Origin of the sequence: Enterobacter sp. D2 (assembly GCF_034427575.1) — a bacterium.
In the GTDB taxonomy this organism is placed as follows: domain Bacteria; phylum Pseudomonadota; class Gammaproteobacteria; order Enterobacterales; family Enterobacteriaceae; genus Enterobacter; species Enterobacter cloacae_M.
Map to the genome: position 1 here is coordinate 204,986 of NZ_JAXQPP010000004.1, position 17,530 is coordinate 222,515.

Consider the following 17,530-nt stretch of genomic DNA (forward strand, 5'->3'; position numbering starts at 1 on the left):
GGGGCTGCGCCGGATTACAGTTCGCTCTTCTTGTGGAAACCGTCTTTAACCACGGTGGCGTCAATGTTCTCTTTGTTGACTTCAATCGGTGTGAGCAGGCGAGCCGGAACATCTTTCAGCCCGTTATTCAGCGTTGCGTCTGCTTTAGGTTGTTTGCCATTGCCCAGCTCTACGGCGATTTCTGCCGCCGTATTGGCCAACTGGGTAATCGGTTTGTAGACCGTCATGGTTTGGGTGCCTGCGATAATGCGTTTTACGCCAGCGAGATCGGCATCCTGTCCTGAAATGGCGACTTTACCGGCCAGCCCCTGTGCGCTCAGGGCCTGGATAGCCCCGCCTGCGGTGGCATCGTTGGAGGCCACAACCGCGTCAATTTTGTTGTTGTTGGCCGTCAGCGCGTTTTCCATAATTTTCAGCGCGTTTTCTGGCAGCCAGCCGTCGGCCCACTGATCGCCAACCACTTTAATTTTCCCGTTATCGATGTACGGCTTAAGGACTTTCATTTGCCCTTCGCGGAACAGTTTGGCGTTGTTATCTACCGGAGAGCCGCCCATCAGAAAATAATTGCCCTGAGGCACTTTGTCGATCAGGCTTTGCGCCTGTAATTCCCCGACTTTTTCATTGTCGAACGAAATATAATAATCAATATCCGCATTATTAATCATGCGGTCATAGGCCAGGACTTTTATGCCTTCCTGTTTGGCTTCTTTCACCACGTTACTTAATACCTGGCCGTTATAGGGGATAATGACCAGAACATCGACGCCACGGTTGATCATATTCTCGATCTGCGACATTTGTGTTTCTTCATTGCCATTAGCCGACTGAACAAACACGCTGGCGCCGAGGGATTCTGCTTTCTTCACAAAAATATCGCGATCTTTTTGCCAGCGCTCCAGGCGGAGGTCGTCAATCGCCATACCAATTTTGACCTCTTTGGCATGTCCTGCAAAGCTTGCAAGGAGGAGCGTAGTGCAGAGCGTTAGAGTCAGGTTCTTTATCTTCATAATTATTAGGCCTTTTTGTAGGGGTATGTGTTGCTGAGATAAAAGAAACATTCACTGCTGAGACGCAGCAAATTTTTAACGCGGAAAGGCGGGCTGGCAATTACAGATTTTTATCTTCTCATTATGATATTTGGTTTATTTCTGAATTTATGACCGCGATCGGATTTTAAAATACGTAACGTCTTAATTACATTTGATTCTGGAATACGCGCCGAAAAATAGTTTGTCTGCGCATTATTTTGCGAGCCAGCGCACAGTTGTGCATTCTCTCAATAGCAGTGTGAAATAACGTAATTGAGCAACCCAAAATGTCTATTCACTATTACTCCTGTATCAACGACTCGCCGCATACCCTGATTATGGAGCTCAATATGCAAGCTTATTTCGACCAACTCGATCGTGTTCGTTACGAAGGCCCAAAAACGACCAATCCTTTAGCATTTCGTCACTACAACCCGGATGAGCTGGTGCTGGGTAAGCGCATGGAAGATCATCTGCGCTTTGCCGCCTGTTACTGGCATACCTTCTGCTGGAACGGCGCCGATATGTTCGGCGTGGGTTCCTTTGACCGCCCGTGGCAGCAGCCGGGTGAGGCCATTGAGCTGGCAAAGCGCAAAGCCGATGTGGCGTTTGAGTTCTTCCACAAGCTGAACGTGCCGTACTACTGCTTCCATGACGTGGACGTGTCGCCGGAAGGGGCGTCGCTGAAAGAGTATCTGAACAATTTTGCGCAGATGGTGGATGTACTGGCGGCGAAACAGCAGCAAAGCGGCGTGAAGCTGCTCTGGGGCACGGCAAACTGCTTCACCAACCCACGCTACGGCGCGGGCGCGGCAACCAATCCGGATCCGGAAGTGTTTAGCTGGGCAGCCACGCAGGTGGTGACGGCAATGAACGCTACGCATCAGCTGGGTGGCGAGAACTATGTCCTGTGGGGTGGCCGTGAAGGTTATGAAACGCTGCTGAACACCGACCTGCGTCAGGAGCGCGAGCAGATTGGCCGCTTTATGCAGATGGTTGTCGACCATAAGCACAAAATCGGCTTCCGCGGCACGCTGCTGATCGAGCCGAAACCGCAGGAACCGACCAAGCACCAGTATGACTACGACGTGGCGACAGTGTATGGCTTCCTGAAGCAGTTCGGTCTGGAAAAAGAGATCAAAGTGAACATTGAAGCCAACCACGCCACGCTGGCGGGCCACTCTTTCCATCACGAGATCGCGTCTGCCATTGCGCTGGGCATTTTCGGCTCTGTCGATGCGAACCGTGGCGATGCACAGCTGGGCTGGGACACCGATCAGTTCCCGAACAGCGTGGAAGAGAATGCGCTGGTGATGTACGAGATCGTCAAAGCGGGCGGTTTCACCACCGGCGGCCTGAACTTTGACGCCAAGGTACGTCGTCAGAGCACCGACAAATACGATCTGTTCTACGGCCACATTGGCGCGATGGACACCATGGCGCTGGCGCTGAAAGTGGCCGCGCGCATGATTGAAGACGGCGAGCTGGATAAGCGCGTAGCGAAGCGTTACAGCGGCTGGAACAGTGAGCTGGGCCAGCAAATCTTGAAAGGTCAGTTATCGCTGGCGGAAATTGCGAAGTACGCTGAACAACAGCAGCTGGCGCCGCAGCACCAGAGCGGGCACCAGGAACTGCTGGAAAATCTCGTAAACCACTATCTGTTTGATAAGTGATTGAGCTGAAGATGCACGTAGGCCCGGTAAGCGTTAGCGCCACCGGGCATTTCTGTTAAAGGAGTCACCGTAATGTATATCGGGATCGATCTTGGCACATCGGGTGTGAAAGCTATCCTGTTGAGCGAGCAGGGCGACGTGTTAGCAACGCAGACGGAAACGCTGCAGGTTTCACGTCCGCATTCGCTGTGGTCGGAACAGGATCCGGAACAGTGGTGGCAGGCGACGGATCGCGCAATCAAAGCCTTAGGTGAGCAGCACAGCCTGCGCGACGTGAAAGCGCTGGGGATTGCCGGACAAATGCACGGCGCTACGCTGCTCGATAGCCAGCATCGTGTGTTGCGTCCTGCGATCCTCTGGAACGATGGCCGCTGTGCGGAAGAGTGTGCGCTTCTTGAGGAACGCGTACCCAATTCCCGCGAGATTACCGGTAACCTGATGATGCCCGGCTTTACTGCGCCCAAATTGCTGTGGGTGCAGCGCCATGAACCGGAGATTTTCCGTCAGGTGGCGAAAGTCCTGCTGCCGAAAGACTATCTGCGTTTTCGCATGACGGGCGATTTCGCCAGCGACATGTCGGATGCCGCGGGCACCATGTGGCTCGACGTGGCGAAGCGCGACTGGAGCGAGGCGATGCTGGATGCCTGCCATTTGACCCGGGAACATATGCCCGCGCTGTACGAAGGCTGTGAGGTGACAGGCGCACTGCTGCCAGCCGTTGCTGAACGCTGGAATATGCCTGCCGTACCGGTGGTAGCCGGGGGCGGCGATAACGCGGCGGGCGCAGTCGGTGTAGGGATGGTTGAGGCGGGCCAGGCGATGCTGTCACTGGGAACGTCTGGCGTCTATTTTGCCGTCAGCGACGGGTATCGCAGTAATCCTGAAAGCGCTGTGCACAGTTTCTGTCATGCCCTTCCCGGGAAATGGCATTTGATGTCGGTGATGCTCAGCGCGGCATCCTGCCTGGACTGGGCGGCAAAACTCACCGGCATGGCCGACGTTCCGGCTCTCATTTCCGCAGCCCAGCAGGCGGATGACGCTGCGGGTACCGTCTGGTTTTTACCGTATCTTTCCGGCGAGCGTACGCCGCACAACAACCCGGAAGCGAAAGGGGTGTTCTTTGGTTTAACCCATCAACATGGCCCGGCAGAACTGGCGCGTGCGGTTCTGGAAGGCGTGGGCTATGCGCTGGCCGACGGGATGGACGTGGTGCACGACTGCGGCCTGAAACCGACGAGCGTCACCCTGATTGGCGGCGGTGCGCGAAGCCCTTACTGGCGACAGATGCTGTCGGATATCAGCGGTTTGCAGCTGGATTTCCGCACCGGCGGGGATGTCGGGCCCGCGCTCGGTGCCGCGCGTCTGGCGCAGATAGCCATTCATCCGGAACAGCTGCTTTCGCAACTGTTGCCGCAGCTGAAGCTTGAACAGGCGCATTTGCCTGATGCAACGCGCCATGCGCGGTACGCGGAAAGGCGCGACGTGTTCCGCAAAATCTACCAGCAGCTGCTGCCTCTGATGTCGTAAATACGCTTGTCCTGGAGAGGCACGAGGATGTCCTTTTTTGGTCTGTGCGTGCCTTCATTTCCTTGCCAGTATGGTGTTACACCCACTGGCGAGGAGATTTATCATGTCACGCATTGCATTAATCAACATCGATACTCAGCAGTCATTCCATCACCGCAATTACTGGCAGGAGGACGAAATTCCTGCCTTTCAGCAGGCGATGCTGGGGCTGATCGAAGGCTGCCAGGCGCGCAACATTCCGGTCATTGATATTTTTCACGTGGATGAAGACGGTCCTTTCACTCTGGAAAGCGGCTATGTCAAACCGATGGCCTTTTTACGTCATCAGCCGGATGTGGTTTTCCAGAAACACGTCCATAATGCCTTCACGGATACCGGGCTTGACCGCTGGCTGCGCGAGCGTGATATCAACAGTGTGATTATCTGCGGAATTCGTACTGAGCAATGCTGTGAAACCACCGCCCGGGTGGCTTCCGATCTGGGTTATGCTGTGACCTTTGTTAGTGAGGCAACGCTGACGTTTCCCATGACGTACAAGGGGATAACCCTTAGCGCAGCGGAAATTCGCCATCGTACCGAGACGGTACTGTCCGGGCGTTTTGCCGAGATTAAAACGGTAGCGGAGACGCTGGAGTCCCTGTAATGAGCATCGACGTCTGGTTCGTGATGTTGCCCGGGGTGCTGTCATTAGACATGACCGGCCCGGCAGAAACCTTTGTGCTGGCAGGCGACGCGTTTCGCCTGCATTACATTGGCCCGCAATCTGAGGTTCCGACGTCCATTGGCCTGACGATGAGCGGCATTCAGCCGCTGCCGGAGCGTCTCCCGGAAGGCAGCCTGCTGGTGCTGCCGGGTGTGAGCGACTCCCGCAGTCAGTTCTCAACGCCACAGGCGCAGCAGATCCAGCACTGGCTGATGTGCCTGCAGCCGCAGATCCTGCGCCAGGAAATCACCGTGATGTGCGTCTGTTCAGGGGCCTTACTGGCGGCGAAATCGGGCCTGTTGAACAACCGGCAGTGCACGACCCATCATGACGTTATTAGCCGTTTACGCACCGCGGCCCCCACGGCGACGATTAAAGAAAACCGCATCTTTGTGCAGGATGAGAACATCTGGACCAGCGCGGGGATCACGTCAGGCATCGATCTGGCGCTGCACATGATTAACCGCCTGTGCGGCCCCGAAAAGGCGCTGACCGTGGCGCGTGAGATGGTGGTCTGGTTCCGCCGTTCCGGTGACGATCCCCAGCTATCCCCGTGGCTGCGCTACCGCAATCATCTTCACCCGGCGATCCATCGGGCGCAGGATGCGCTCACCGCCGAGCCGCAAAAAGCGTGGAGCTTGCCTGACATTGCCGCACTGGCGCACGTCAGCCCGCGTCATCTCACCCGGCTTTTCCAGTCACATTTAGGGATTAGCGTTCGCGATTATCTGGAGCAGCTGCGTCTGGCGGTGGCGGAACAGTGGCTATTGCAGGGGCGCGGCGTGGAACAGGCCTCACTGGCGGCAGGGTTTTCCTCCCCGCGCCAGTATCATCGTGCCCGGCAGCGCAGCGTTAACTGACGAAGCGGCGAACGTCTATTTTTTGCAGCAGCATCGACAGCAGCAGGCTGATCGCCAGCGTGGCGGCAAAAATCCAGACGATATCCAGCACCGGCCAGCTTTTAAGCTCAACGCCTCTCGTGCGCAGCGCGTGGATCACCAGCGCATGAAAACCGTAAATCCCAAGAGAGTGCCGCGAGATAAGACTCAGCATGGGCAGGGCGCGCGCGTTCAGGGTATTTTTGGCGAGCGTGAGCAGCGAAACGGCACAGATAAAGACCATCGGCCCGCAATAGAGATACCACGTATCGGCAAAATTGCCGCGCCACTGCAGCTCGTGCAGCGTCCCGCGTGAAATCACCGCCACCCCAGCGATAAACAGCGCCCCGCAGAGCCAGTTCAGACCGCGTTTTTGCGTGTCCATCATCCCGATGGCGCGCCCCAGCATGCCGTAAAGCACGTAGTAAAAAGTATCGCCATTGATATAAAGGTTCACCGGCAACCACTCAAATCCGTCGATTTTCTGTGAGAGCGTATTCGGGTTGGCGACAATACCGATAACCACCATCAGGGCCAGAAGCATTTTACCGCTGACGTTTTTTACCTGGATGAGCGGGGAGACCAGATAGATAACGATAATGGCGAAGAAGAACCACAGGTGGTAGAACACCGGTTTTTGCAGCAAGTATTTCAGCGATAGCCCGGCGTTAATGGAGGTGAACAGCGTGATATAGAGCAGGGCAACGGCGCTGTAGAACCCCAGGCAGGCCGCTATGCGGATGAAGTGCCGCGGCTGCGCGCTACGTTCGCCAAAAAAGAGAAAGCCGGAAATCATAAAGAATAGCGGCACGCTGACGCGTGACGCAGAGTTGAGAATATTGGCGATATCCCAGTTAACGGGGCTGATGCTGTGGGCATTCGTGACGTACCAGGTCGTCGTGTGGATCATGACCACCATCAGACACGCTATTCCTCGCAGGTTATCAATCCAGTTAATTTTTGACTGCATCAGTTCCTCGTATTCCCTGTAAATTGAGTGTGACTGCCATTGTCCAAAAGTCTTCGCTTGGAAAATTCTGAGTTTTATGCGCAGGCTTGCCGGGAGACCGTGAGATTCGCAGAATGGCAGACCTTAATCTATAAAAGTGTTGATATTAAAAATAACAGCCACTGACCAGGGCGGTAATAAAAATGATGATGAAGCGTGCGGCGTCACTCTTTCTGCTGGTGATCCTGGCGGGATGCAGCGCGCCGCAAGAAGCACCTGTGCAAAAAGCGCAGCAGGGTAAAATGAGTCCGGAACGTTCGTTGAATATGGAGTCTCTCTGCAAGGACAAGGCCGCCCGCCGCTATAACTCGGACATTCAGAAAATTAACATCATCGGATTCGAGCGCTTTCAGGGCAGCTATGAACTAAGAGGATATACGGCGCGTAAAGAGGGCTTTGTCTGCTCGTTTGATGCGGATGGTCAGTTTTTACATCTCTCCATGCGCTAGCCTGCTCGTATAATCAGCAGCCAGACGCCGTCAGCGTTCTGGCCGGAAGGCTTATTTCCCAATTTTCCCTAAACAACCCCGTTTCGTACTGTATATCTTGCAGCCAGCGGGTATACTGGTCCCTTCCATTTAAAACCACACGTATCCAGCACGAAATACTATGCAAAAGTTTGATACCAAGACCTTCCAGGGCCTGATCCTGACCTTACAGGATTACTGGGCTCGTCAGGGCTGTACCATTGTTCAACCTTTGGACATGGAAGTCGGCGCCGGCACTTCACACCCGATGACCAGCCTGCGCGCGTTGGGGCCAGAGCCAATGGCGACCGCGTATGTGCAACCTTCCCGTCGTCCGACCGATGGTCGTTACGGTGAGAACCCGAACCGTCTGCAGCATTACTATCAGTTCCAGGTGGTGATTAAGCCATCACCCGACAACATTCAGGAACTGTACCTCGGGTCGCTGAAAGAGCTGGGTATGGATCCAACCATCCACGACATCCGTTTCGTGGAAGATAACTGGGAAAACCCAACGCTGGGTGCCTGGGGTCTGGGTTGGGAAGTGTGGCTGAACGGCATGGAAGTGACCCAGTTCACTTACTTCCAGCAGGTGGGTGGTCTGGAATGTAAGCCAATCACCGGTGAAATCACCTACGGTCTGGAACGTCTGGCCATGTACATTCAGGGCGTAGACAGCGTTTACGACCTGGTCTGGAGCGACGGCCCGCTGGGTAAAACCACCTACGGCGACGTGTTCCATCAGAACGAAGTGGAGCAATCCACCTATAACTTCGAATACGCGGACGTGGACTTCCTGTTCACCTGCTTCGAGCAGTACGAGAAAGAAGCGCAGCAGCTGCTGGCGCTGGAGACTCCGCTGCCGCTGCCTGCCTACGAGCGTATTCTGAAGGCCGCCCACAGCTTCAACCTGCTGGACGCCCGCAAAGCCATCTCCGTGACTGAACGTCAGCGCTACATTCTGCGTATTCGTACCCTGACCAAAGCCGTTGCAGAAGCTTACTACGCGTCCCGTGAAGCCCTTGGCTTCCCGATGTGCAACCGAAACAAATAAGAGGCGGCCATGTCTGAGAAAACTTTCCTGGTGGAAATCGGCACCGAAGAGCTGCCACCAAAAGCCCTGCGCAGCCTGGCTGAATCTTTCGCTGCGAACGTAACCGCCGAGCTGGATAACGCTGGCCTGGCACACGGTAAAATTGAGTGGTTTGCCGCACCTCGCCGTCTGGCGCTGAAAGTGGCAAATCTGGCGGCGTCTCAGCCGGATCGCGAAGTCGAAAAACGTGGCCCGGCGATTGCCCAGGCGTTTGACGCGGAAGGCAAGCCGAGCAAAGCGGCTGAAGGCTGGGCGCGCGGTTGCGGCATCACCGTCGATCAGGCCGAGCGTCTGACCACGGATAAAGGCGAGTGGCTGCTGTACCGTGCGCACGTGAAAGGCGAAAGCGCGGAAGCGCTGCTGCCGGACATGATTGCCACGTCTCTGGCAAAGCTGCCGATTCCTAAGCTGATGCGCTGGGGCGCGTCCGACGTGCATTTCGTGCGTCCGGTTCACACCGTGACCCTGCTGCTGGGCGATACCGTTATCCCGGCGACCATTCTGGGCGTGGCGTCCGATCGCGTGATCCGCGGCCACCGCTTTATGGGCGAGCCAGAGTTCACCATCGACAATGCCGACCAGTATCCGCAGATCCTGCTGGAGCGCGGTAAGGTCATTGCCGACTACGAACAGCGTAAAGCCAAAATCAAAGCGGACGCTGAAGAAGCGGCGCGCCAGATTGGCGGTAACGCCGACCTGAGCGAAAGCCTGCTGGAAGAAGTGACCTCTCTGGTTGAATGGCCGGTTGTGCTGACCGCGAAGTTCGAGGAGAAATTCCTGGCCGTTCCGGCTGAAGCGCTGGTGTACACCATGAAGGGTGACCAGAAGTACTTCCCGGTTTACGCCAACGACGGCAAGCTGCTGCCAAACTTCATCTTCGTGGCAAACATCGAATCGAAAGATCCGATCCAGATTATCTCCGGTAACGAGAAAGTCGTTCGTCCGCGTCTGGCGGATGCGGAGTTCTTCTTCAACACCGACCGTAAAAAGCGTCTGGAAGATAACCTGCCGCGCCTGCAGACCGTACTGTTCCAGCAGCAGCTGGGCACGCTGCGCGACAAGACCGACCGCATTGCGGAGCTGTCAGGCTGGATTGCCCGTGAAATCGGTGCCGACGTCAACCACGCGACGCGTGCAGGCCTGCTGTCCAAGTGCGACCTGATGACCAACATGGTGTTCGAGTTTACCGACACCCAGGGCGTGATGGGCATGCACTACGCGCGTCACGATGGCGAAGCGGAAGATGTGGCCGTGGCCCTGAACGAGCAGTATCAGCCGCGCTTTGCGGGTGACGACCTGCCGTCCAACCCGGTTGCCTGCGCCGTGGCGATTGCCGATAAGATGGACACCCTGGCGGGTATCTTCGGTATCGGTCAGCATCCGAAAGGCGACAAAGACCCGTTTGCGCTGCGTCGTGCCGCGCTGGGCGTGCTGCGTATCATCGTTGAGAAGAACCTGAACCTCGATCTGCAGACCCTGACCGAAGAAGCGGTGCGTCTGTACGGCGACAAGCTGACCAACGCGAACGTTGTGGATGATGTGATCGACTTTATGCTCGGTCGTTTCCGCGCGTGGTATCAGGACGAAGGTTACACCGTTGACACCATTCAGGCGGTGCTGGCGCGTCGTCCGACCCGTCCGGCTGATTTCGATGCGCGTATGAAGGCGGTTTCCCACTTCCGTACCCTGGAAGCGGCATCTGCCCTGGCCGCGGCCAACAAGCGTGTATCCAACATTCTGGCGAAATCCGACGAGACGCTGAACGAGCGCGTGAACGCCGCAACCCTGAAAGAGCCGGAAGAGATCGCTCTGGCGATGCAGGTTGTGGTGCTGCGCGATAAGCTCGAGCCGTACTTCGCGGAAGGTCGCTACCAGGAAGCGCTGGTGGAGCTGGCCGAGCTGCGTGACGTGATCGATGCCTTCTTCGAGAAAGTGATGGTGAACGTAGAAGATAAAGAGCTGCGTATTAACCGTCTCTCTATGCTCGATAAACTGCGCGAGCTGTTCCTGCGCGTGGCGGATATTTCGCTGCTGCAGTAATGGGCCCGCTGTTACAAATGCTAAAAACCCGCTTCGGCGGGTTTTTTTATGGGTCTTTTGTAGGCCGGATGAGCGCAGCGCCATCCGTCAGGTTTAGCCGATCGCGATTGTGCCTTCGTCTGTCTGCAGCCAGCGCGGTGCCTTCAGCGTATCGGCAAAGTAGCTGACCAGCTCGCACAGCAAATCTTCCATAACGATTTCAGATTGTCGCGGCAGTGAGCCGTTCATCAGCATCTGCGTAAGCTCCTGACAGTAGCGCCCCAGCTGATCGCATTCGGGTTCGAAAGCCGGAACGCGTGACGGGAGTTCCTTCACGGTCAGGCTGGCTTTTAAAGCGTCCGGAACAGGTTCCAGAAGCGTGGGTTGCAGAAGATTCAGACAGGCATAGAGTCTGCCGTAAAGCGCCATTTTGTGGGCACGTTGTTCGCAATCTACAATTGCGTCGGTAAAACGTTCGCAGTTATCCGCCAGTTCGGTGAAGTCGGTGGCGTGGTTGAAGTGCAGGGTGATTAAAGAGTCAGTCAATGACATAAAATAACCTCAGTGAGTGGTATATCTTCCGCCACGGGAGGTTCCAGGCTCGCTGGTGGCGGAACCGAACAAGGTTGGAACGACTGGCCTCACTGACACCAGCGCGCTTTGCTGCGCCCCTGTCCGGCCCGCCATTGAGATGCAACAGGCCGTACGACACAGAGCCTGTGTCGCCAGTGAAGTGATTCAGGGTTCCAATCCCGGCACCTGATTTTGCAGGTGCGAAGAGAACTTACTGCTCATCAAAACAGGCGGCAACAGTTTTGAGCTATGTCGCTGAGGATATTACCATTTCTGGAAAGAGGCTCGCAAAATTACCGTAATGAGAAGCATACTTCGGGTAGAGGTTTTACAGCGACGCCATGGCGGTGGCGACTGAGCCACCCTGGCACGTTCACGGGTATTGTCGTTACAGAGTAGCAAGGAATATAAAGTGAACGGAATGACCACCAGAGCCGTATGCTTCCCCTCACCCCAGCCCTCTCCCTCAAGGGAGAGGGGGCCGTCAGTGCAGACAATATTTGGTGGGGATCCCTCAGCCCAAAGGGAGAGGGAGTACAATTCGACCAAAATTTAACCTTGAAACCGTCAACGCATTACCGCTATCCTTAACGTGTTAACTTTCTCGCGCTGGAGCGCCCCCCAAAAATGAACAAACACGACTGATGAATTTCGATCCTTGCTAAACGCCACCGCGTCGGCAGGGGATGTTTTGATTTCATTCAGGAGTGCTTATGGCTCATTTTGCGCAGTCCCCTTCTTTTATTTTGCATAAGGTCACCTGTCAGTTTCCGACGGGCGATACCCTTTTTGGTCCGCTGAATCTCACGCTGGAACCCTCCCTGTGCGCGCTGGTTGGCCGCAACGGCAGCGGGAAAACGCGTCTGCTGCGTCTGCTTGCGGGGCTGGACGAACCGGCTTCCGGTCATATTGAACGCTTTGGCTCGCATGCCTGGGTGGCGCAGCAGCACGTCATTTCGTCGCAGACGACGCTTGCTGAACTGCTCGGGTATGACGCTATTTTTGCGGTGCGTAAGCGCATCGACAGCGGCGATTACCAGCCTGACGATCTGGAGCTGCTTGACGGCCGCTGGGATGTCGCCGAGCGCCTGAGCGAGGCGTTTATCAATGCGCAGCTCCCACCGTTTGATCCGGATAAACCCGCCGGCGAACTCAGCGGCGGCGAGCGCATTCGCGCCCTGCTGTGCGGGGCGTTTACGGCTGAAGCCGATTTCATGCTGCTGGACGAGCCCACTAACCATCTGGACCGACAGGGCCGGGCGTGGTTCTACGACCAGCTCCACCGTTTTCAGGGCGGCGTGCTGGTAGCCTCCCATGACCGCGAACTTCTGGAGCAGGTGCCGCGTATCCTTGAGCTGAGCGCCTCGGGCCTGCGCAGCTACGGCGGGAATTATGCGGATTATCAAACCCAGCGCGATACCGAACAGCAGGCGGCCCGCGCGGCGCTGGAACATGCGGCAACCGAGCGCAAACGCACCCGGGTACGCATGCAAAAAGAGCATGACGATAGCCAGCGGCGTTCGGCAAAGACATTGCGCACCGTCGATACCCTGAATATCGCGTCGTTCGAGCGGGTCAAATATAAAGGCGCGGCAAAGGAGCGGATCGGCTCCTGGAAAAAACAGCACAGCGAGCAAAATGAAGCCCTGAACGCCGCGGTACACAAGGCGCGTGAACGCGTTGAGGAAGATAACCCGGTAATGTTCACCCTGCCGGGGAGTCAGATTCCGGAGGGGAAGCAGGTGCTGGTGCTGGAGGATCTGGTGCTGCCGCATGTGCCTGTTCCTCCGCTCAACTTGCGAATGGACGGACCGATGCGCGTGGCGTTAAAGGGACCGAACGGCTGCGGCAAATCGACGCTGTTAAAAACCCTCCTCGGCGAGATTGCTCCCCGTTCGGGTACCTGTAGGGTTTCCGTCAGCTGCGCTTATCTCGACCAGCATCTGTCCCGGCTCGATCTTTCGCAGTCGGTCATAACGCATCTCAACCTAAGTCATACGCCTCTGGAAGAGGGGGTATTGCGAACCCGTCTGGCGCAGCTTCAACTGGGTGCCGACAAAGTTACGCTCCCCCTGGCGGAGCTCAGCGGCGGCGAGCGTCTTAAGGCCGCCCTGGCCTGCGTGCTGTGGCGCGCGGAGGCCACCCAGCTTCTGCTGCTGGATGAACCTACCAACCATCTGGATTTGGCCTCGGTCCAGGCCATTGAAGCGGCGCTGGCCGGTTTCCCCGGAGCTCTGCTGGTGGTATCACACGACGAGGCTTTTTTAAGAGGCTTAACGTTAACGCATGAGTGGGTATGGGAAGAGGCGGGCTGGCGTTGCGAGAGCCTTTAAAACACAAGCCCCCGCAGAGGCGGGGGCATTCAATCTTCACTACGCTATCTGTTTGCTGAGTGCAGGGTTGGCCTGAATCAGGCGCATCAGCCTTAACTCGGTTGGGGTGGGTTTCTCACGTTTTGACTCCCACTCCTGCACCATAGCCACGCTGACACCCATCGCTCTGGCGAATTCTTCGGTTTTCAGTCCTGTCCCTTTGCGCAATTGCTCATATTCTGTAAAGGGATTGGATTTTTGTTGCAGGCTAATCGTCTGCGGTACGTCTTTAAAAATGATCTGTTCCAGACTGCTCAGCAGCTCAAACTCAGGATCTTTATATTCCATTGAGGACTCCTCTTAAATCTCACATCGTGATCAAGAACATCAGAGAGCCAGTTAAGAATAGTCCCTAATACGAACCCAGGATCGTCACGGGTGTGATTAATCGTGCGATAACGATCGCTTTACCCGATTCAGCGATATGGATAGTTATGCTAATTACCTGATTACTCATATGTCGGCTTCGGCAGGTATTTTTTTGTAAATGGTAAGAAATAAATCGGCAATAGCCGTTTTGCATGAAAAGAGTATCTTGCAAGGCTGACCTGGACTATCCTTGTCAGCGTCGGGCACGCGTGTGCCGGTGTGCGCTTTTTTGGGTGAAAGGAGTAATAAAATGGCGACAGGAAAGTCCTGCTCTCGCTGGTTTGCGCCTATTGCGGCGTTGTTGATGGTTGTTAGCCTGAGTGGGTGTTTTGATAAAGAAGGCGATCAGCGCAAAGCGTTTATCGATTTTCTGCAGAATACAGTGATGCGCAGCGGCGAGCGGTTGCCGACGCTGACTGCGGATCAGAAAAAACAGTTTGGCCCCTTCGTGTCCGATTATGCCATTCTTTATGGTTATTCACAGCAGGTGAGCCAGGCGATGGATTCCGGTATCCGCCCGGTAGTGGATAGCGTGAACGCCATTCGCGTTCCGCAGGATTATATGACGCAGCGTGAACCGCTTCGCCAGTCCAACGGTGCGCTTGGCGTACTGAGCCAGCAGTTGCAGAATGCGAAAATGCAGGCTGACGCGTCACGTTCTGCGCTGAAGCAGGGTGACGATCTCAAACCTGTCTTCGACAAAGTGTATGAGAAAGTGGTGACGAAACCGTCTGAAGCTCTGCAACCGCTGATTCCGGCCGCGCAAATCTTCACGCAGCAGCTGGTTCAGGTGGGCGACTTTATTGCCCAGCAGGATACTCAGGTGAGCTTCGTTGCCAACGGCATTCAGTTCCCGACCTCGCAGCAGGCAAGCCAGTACAATACGCTGATTGGGCCGCTGGCCTCCCAGCATCAGGCCTTTAGCCAGGCCTGGAGTGCCGCCGTCACGGCCACAGAATAAACCGAAAAACCCCCGCTCCCGGCGGGGTTTTTTTATGCTTATGGAAAATAACGCTTGTCATTCTTCTACCACATCGGTATAACTATCCCCGTCGGTTTGTTACACAGACCTAAAGCAGTTTAGTAAAGCAGTCCAGATTGTTATCCATAGATACCCTTCGTTGTGACCCTTCCTTCATCGCTTAAAAATCTGTAACGCAATCCATCAAGCCGGAAGGCTCAATATATTTGTTAATAAGGTAATTTCTATGTCTGCTAAAATGACTGGTCTGGTAAAATGGTTCAACGCTGATAAAGGTTTCGGCTTCATCACTCCTGACGATGGCTCTAAAGACGTGTTCGTACACTTCTCTGCTATCCAGAACGATGGCTACAAATCTCTGGACGAAGGTCAGAAAGTTTCCTTCACCATCGAAAGCGGCGCTAAAGGCCCAGCAGCTGGTAACGTTGTAAGCCTGTAAGCTTCCAACCCAGTAGCACAAAATTCAAAAACCCGCCTTCTGGCGGGTTTTTTCGTTTCTATCGTTGCACCTGCGGGTTCACGCAGTTTATCTCCACCTTTCCGCTTAGGGCGGCGATAAGGTTATCGACCGCAGTGGCCGCCATGTTGTAGCGCGTCTCATGGGTGGCTGAGCCGATGTGGGGCAGGGCGACGACGTTTGGCATTGCCAGCAGCGGGGAATCCACCGGCAGCGGCTCCTGCTCAAAGACGTCCAGACCTGCGGCATGGATCTCACCGTTCTGCAGAGCTTCAATCAGCGCCTTCTCATCCACCACCGGGCCGCGACCCGCGTTGATGAAAATGGCGGATTTCTTCATTTTTTCAAACGCCTTTTTACCTATCAGATGACGGGTTTCGTCCGTCAGCGGCAGAACCAGGCAGACAAAATCGGCTTCCTCCAGCAGGGTATCCAGCTCGCAGTAGCGGGCGTTGAAGCGTTCTTCGGCTTCACCGTGATGGCGACGCGCGTTATACAGAATCGGCATGTTAAAACCAAAATGCGCGCGCTGCGCCAGTGCCAGCCCGATACGCCCCATGCCAACAATGCCCAGCGTTTTGCCGTTAACGTCCACGCCGAACCAGTCCGGTCCAATGCTTTTTGTCCATTCGCCCGCTTTGACGCGCTCGGCTACTTCCACCACACGACGTGCCGTGGTGAGTACCAGCGCCATCAGCGTATCGGCCACGGTTTCCGTCAGGGCATGTGGCGTATGCATCAGCAGGATCTTGCGGGCGTTAAGGGCATCCACATCGAAATTGTCGTAACCCACGGAAACGGTAGAGGTAGCACGAAGCTTCGGCATTTTCTCCAGCAGGGCGATATCCACTTTCTCGCTTGAACCCAGCAGGCCTTCGGCGCTGGCGAACGCTTCGGCGTGCTGCGCCACGGTTTCCGGGCTCAGGTTCTTCACCTGCGTGACGGTGAAGTGTTCTTCAAGGCGTTTCTGCAGATCTTCCGGCAGTGCTTTGTACAAAATGACGGACGGCTTCATGCTAATCTCCGTTAATTTTTAAGGATTCAGGCGTGGCGTGCGCCGACAGGGTGTTGTTGATTATTAGCAGGCTTAACAATCAGAGTAAGCCACACGGAGGCGAAAAGCGCCACCCCCATAAAGATGTACGATGCGGACGGGCTGCCGGTGGCACCGTTCAGGTAGCCGACGAACCATGAGCCGCAGAACGACCCCAGCGCACCCATGCTGTTAATCAGCGCCATCGCGCCACCCGCGACGTTACGCGGCAGCATTTCCGGGATGATGGCAAAGAATGGACCATACGGGGCATACATGGCGGCACCGGCGACCACCAGCAGGGTATAAGAGGCCCAGAAGTGATTTGCACCCACGGCCCACGAGCCGATAAAGGCAAAAGCAGCGATCAGCAGCAGCGGCCAGACAAACAATTTTCGGTTCTGCAGCTTGTCCGACGCCCAGGAGACGACGATCATGGCGATGGTCGCGGCCAGATACGGTACGGAAGAGAGCCAGCCCACTTCTACCATGCCGAGGTTCTCGCCGCCGCTGCGGATAATCGACGGCAGCCACAGCACAAAACCGTATACGCCAATGCTCCAGGTAAAATACTGCGCGCAGAGCAGGATCACGTTGCGCGAGCGGAAGGCTTCACCGTAGTTGCGTACCGCCTTCAGACCTTGCTGTTCTTTATCCAGCTGCGCCTGCAGCGCCGCTTTCTCATCTTCAGAAAGCCATTTCGCCTGGGCTGGTTTATCTTTCACCAGCACCCACCAGCAGAAGGCCCAGATAATCGCCGGCACCCCTTCAATGATAAACATTTCGCGCCAGCCGAAGGACTGGATCAGGTAGCCAGACACCACCGACATCCACAGCACCGTGACCGGGTTACCGAGGATCAGGAAGGTATTCGCGCGCGAGCGTTCAGATTTGGTAAACCAGTTGCTGATGTAGATCAGCATCGCCGGCATGACCGCCGCCTCAACGACGCCGAGGATAAAGCGAATGGCGGCCAGGGCAGGAATATTGTTCACCACGCCGGTCAGTGACGCGCAGGCGCCCCACAGGATCAGACAGACGAAGATCAGCTTACGCACGCTGCGGCGTTCTGCATAAATCGCGCCCGGGATCTGGAAGAAGAAGTAGCCCAGGAAGAAAAGGGCACCCAGCAGGGAGGAGATACCTTTGGTGATCCCAAGGTCCTCTGTGATCCCCGCTGCGGACGCGAAGCTGAAGTTGGCACGGTCAAGGTACGCCAGGCTGTACGTGATAAACACGATTGGCATGATGTACCACCAGCGTTTTACTGGATTGGTCGAACTGTTCATAGGCTTGCCTCTGTTGTTGAGGTTGTTACCGCCGTTGTCTGTAGGGTACACGGTGGCT

The 17,530-nt window shown here is 55.8% G+C and carries 16 protein-coding genes; 10 read left to right on the forward strand and 6 right to left on the reverse strand.

Features of this window, described 5'->3' with window-relative positions:
* Positions 1-14 precede the first annotated feature (14 nt).
* Positions 15-1,007, reverse strand: coding sequence for a D-xylose ABC transporter substrate-binding protein (gene xylF, locus SPG90_RS18585; RefSeq protein ID WP_032650791.1), 993 nt, complete (start codon positions 1,005-1,007; stop codon positions 15-17).
* A gap of 371 nt (positions 1,008-1,378) precedes the next feature.
* On the opposite strand from xylF, the gene xylA reads away from it, so the two are divergent.
* The 4 genes from xylA to SPG90_RS18605 all read left to right on the forward strand — a co-directional run bounded on the left by xylA (position 1,379) and on the right by SPG90_RS18605 (position 5,791).
* Positions 1,379-2,701, forward strand: coding sequence for a xylose isomerase (gene xylA / locus SPG90_RS18590; RefSeq protein WP_087823749.1), 1,323 nt, complete (start codon positions 1,379-1,381; stop codon positions 2,699-2,701).
* Between the two features lie 72 nt (positions 2,702-2,773).
* The gene (gene xylB, locus SPG90_RS18595; protein ID WP_045400248.1) at positions 2,774-4,228 is read left to right on the forward strand and encodes a xylulokinase; all 1,455 of its coding nucleotides are present in this window, start codon (positions 2,774-2,776) and stop codon (positions 4,226-4,228) included.
* Between the two features lie 103 nt (positions 4,229-4,331).
* Positions 4,332-4,871, forward strand: coding sequence for an isochorismatase family protein (locus SPG90_RS18600; protein ID WP_047173765.1), 540 nt, complete (start codon positions 4,332-4,334; stop codon positions 4,869-4,871).
* A complete protein-coding gene (locus SPG90_RS18605; RefSeq protein WP_047173766.1) occupies positions 4,871-5,791 on the forward strand; it encodes a GlxA family transcriptional regulator in 921 nt (306 codons plus the stop codon). The genes SPG90_RS18600 and SPG90_RS18605 overlap by 1 nt, the downstream gene beginning before the upstream one ends.
* Here SPG90_RS18605 and SPG90_RS18610 read toward each other — a convergent pair.
* Positions 5,784-6,779: an acyltransferase gene (locus SPG90_RS18610; RefSeq protein ID WP_045400242.1), complete on the reverse strand. Its 996-nt coding sequence runs from the start codon at positions 6,777-6,779 to the stop codon at positions 5,784-5,786. The genes SPG90_RS18605 and SPG90_RS18610 overlap by 8 nt on opposite strands.
* A 182-nt stretch (positions 6,780-6,961) precedes the next feature.
* Here SPG90_RS18610 and SPG90_RS18615 point away from each other — a divergent pair, with 182 nt between their 5' ends.
* The 3 genes from SPG90_RS18615 to glyS all read left to right on the forward strand — a co-directional run bounded on the left by SPG90_RS18615 (position 6,962) and on the right by glyS (position 10,418).
* Positions 6,962-7,267: a YsaB family lipoprotein gene (locus SPG90_RS18615; RefSeq protein WP_047173767.1), complete on the forward strand. Its 306-nt coding sequence runs from the start codon at positions 6,962-6,964 to the stop codon at positions 7,265-7,267.
* Positions 7,268-7,427: 160 nt separating this feature from the next.
* Positions 7,428-8,339 (forward strand): glycine--tRNA ligase subunit alpha, encoded by a 912-nt coding sequence (gene glyQ / locus SPG90_RS18620; RefSeq protein ID WP_003860141.1) that lies wholly within the window; start codon positions 7,428-7,430, stop codon positions 8,337-8,339.
* A gap of 9 nt (positions 8,340-8,348) precedes the next feature.
* Positions 8,349-10,418, forward strand: coding sequence for a glycine--tRNA ligase subunit beta (glyS, locus tag SPG90_RS18625; protein WP_047173768.1), 2,070 nt, complete (start codon positions 8,349-8,351; stop codon positions 10,416-10,418).
* Positions 10,419-10,511: 93 nt separating this feature from the next.
* On the opposite strand, the gene SPG90_RS18630 is transcribed toward glyS, so the two are convergent.
* Positions 10,512-10,949, reverse strand: coding sequence for a hypothetical protein (locus tag SPG90_RS18630; protein ID WP_047173769.1), 438 nt, complete (start codon positions 10,947-10,949; stop codon positions 10,512-10,514).
* 734 nt (positions 10,950-11,683) lie between these two features.
* On the opposite strand from SPG90_RS18630, the gene SPG90_RS18635 reads away from it, so the two are divergent.
* The gene (locus tag SPG90_RS18635; protein WP_322408268.1) at positions 11,684-13,303 is read left to right on the forward strand and encodes an ABC-F family ATP-binding cassette domain-containing protein; all 1,620 of its coding nucleotides are present in this window, start codon (positions 11,684-11,686) and stop codon (positions 13,301-13,303) included.
* Positions 13,304-13,342: 39 nt separating this feature from the next.
* On the opposite strand, the gene SPG90_RS18640 is transcribed toward SPG90_RS18635, so the two are convergent.
* Positions 13,343-13,630, reverse strand: coding sequence for an HTH-type transcriptional regulator (locus tag SPG90_RS18640; RefSeq protein ID WP_023309948.1), 288 nt, complete (start codon positions 13,628-13,630; stop codon positions 13,343-13,345).
* Between the two features lie 331 nt (positions 13,631-13,961).
* Between SPG90_RS18640 and SPG90_RS18645 the strand changes: the two genes are divergently transcribed.
* Together SPG90_RS18645 and cspA are read left to right on the forward strand one after the other, a co-directional pair.
* Positions 13,962-14,672 carry a DUF3053 domain-containing protein gene (locus SPG90_RS18645; protein ID WP_023309949.1) on the forward strand — a complete coding sequence of 237 codons (711 nt, stop codon included), beginning with the start codon at positions 13,962-13,964 and terminating at the stop codon, positions 14,670-14,672.
* Between the two features lie 247 nt (positions 14,673-14,919).
* Positions 14,920-15,132 carry an RNA chaperone/antiterminator CspA gene (gene cspA, locus SPG90_RS18650; RefSeq protein WP_003860775.1) on the forward strand — a complete coding sequence of 71 codons (213 nt, stop codon included), beginning with the start codon at positions 14,920-14,922 and terminating at the stop codon, positions 15,130-15,132.
* A gap of 58 nt (positions 15,133-15,190) precedes the next feature.
* Here the strand turns inward: cspA and ghrB are convergent, their stop codons facing one another.
* Together ghrB and SPG90_RS18660 are read right to left on the reverse strand one after the other, a co-directional pair.
* Positions 15,191-16,165: a glyoxylate/hydroxypyruvate reductase GhrB gene (gene ghrB, locus SPG90_RS18655; RefSeq protein ID WP_047173771.1), complete on the reverse strand. Its 975-nt coding sequence runs from the start codon at positions 16,163-16,165 to the stop codon at positions 15,191-15,193.
* 26 nt (positions 16,166-16,191) lie between these two features.
* Positions 16,192-17,472, reverse strand: coding sequence for an MFS transporter (locus tag SPG90_RS18660; protein ID WP_047173772.1), 1,281 nt, complete (start codon positions 17,470-17,472; stop codon positions 16,192-16,194).
* Positions 17,473-17,530 lie beyond the last annotated feature (58 nt).